The organism is Erythrobacter fulvus (genome assembly GCF_028595285.1).
Classification (GTDB): domain Bacteria; phylum Pseudomonadota; class Alphaproteobacteria; order Sphingomonadales; family Sphingomonadaceae; genus Erythrobacter; species Erythrobacter fulvus.
The window spans coordinates 1-1,203 of record NZ_JAQQXQ010000020.1; the positions used below are offsets into that span (position 1 = coordinate 1).

The window sequence follows — 1,203 nt, forward strand, 5'->3', positions numbered from 1 at the left end:
GCAACTTATGGAGTGTGCCGAACAAAACTGAAGGTTCGGCGCCACCTACAATCGGCGCCCAGTGTATCAAGCGCACGCCGTGGCCACGTCCCTCTTTATGACAGGCGACGGCGCCTTCCTTACAGCTGTAACCGCGCATTAAAATTTCATTTGCTGGAATTAGATCGATATATTTGCAAAAAAGTGAAGTGCGAATGAGGTTTTTTTACATAAAAAACATAAAAACGCCATAAATTCAATATAGTTGAGTTCAGAAGAAATAGTCGCAAGCCGTTCAAAGAAGCTCGAGATTTTATGTGCAAGCAAATTCAGAAGGATGAGATTTTCGACCATCAATCGGGAATTGATCCAGCAATTGTGAGCGAGGCTGACGGAAGCCTTTTTCAAGGCCTCCACCGGGCGTTAGCAATAGCTGAACAAGCACCAAAAGACTCGGAGTCGCTCAGCGCGCTTGCAGCTTTGGCTCTCGCCTGGCGAAGCAAGATTGATGCAATCTTCGAATTTGACGGATTCGCAGCAGCGCCGGCATGGGACATCATGCTCGGGCTCTACCAGGCTCACGTCAGCGGCATATCTCTCACACTCGCGGATGTCGTTGACCTATCGCCGTGTACAGAGCCGACAACGGCGCGCTGGATCTCGGCGCTTGAGAGCATGCAGCTGGTCGAGCGCCAGAAGCCGGCTCCTGGGTCTGCCGAACCTGTGATTTCCTTAGCCAACCAAGGTTGGCTCAAAACCGAAATGGCGCTGCACTTGCGTCTCTAGGCAGGACATGACTTGAGCTGCGCGCTCTTTGGGCTTGAGCGCATTGGTCGCTCGTTTAAAACGAGGCTCGGGCTCACGCGCCGCTTTCGCGACAAACGCGCGATGAAGCTTATGGCCGCATAGGGCGGGACAGGGACATTTCTGAACCCACCTATGATCGTAATGCACCTGCTATTATTCTGGGGCTCCGTTGTCATCACGACGTCGCCCATCATTGGTGTTACTCCGCCGGTCAATCAATCCAGAGCGCCGCTCTGTCCTTCTGCGATCTTGACCGGATCGGCGCTCCCCCTCTCGACGATCAATGCCTTGAAAAGCTAGGCTCAGGACTCATTGCGGCAGCCAGAAGATGACGGTTGCGGCGATGCAGATGGCGGACATGAACGTGTGCGCGCAGCGGTCATAACGGGTGTGGATCCGTCGCCAGTCCTTGAGCTT

1 protein-coding gene and 1 pseudogene are annotated in these 1,203 nt (G+C 53.6%); one reads left to right on the top strand and one right to left on the bottom strand.

The window, feature by feature from the left end:
- Positions 1–294 precede the first annotated feature (294 nt).
- On the top strand, positions 295–765 hold the full coding sequence (locus tag OIK40_RS15010) for a hypothetical protein (protein WP_273679174.1): 471 nt from the start codon (positions 295–297) through the stop codon (positions 763–765).
- 330 nt (positions 766–1,095) lie between these two features.
- On the opposite strand, the pseudogene OIK40_RS15015 reads toward OIK40_RS15010, so the two are convergent.
- Positions 1,096–1,203, bottom strand: a pseudogene (locus OIK40_RS15015) (IS5/IS1182 family transposase); the annotation flags it as partial.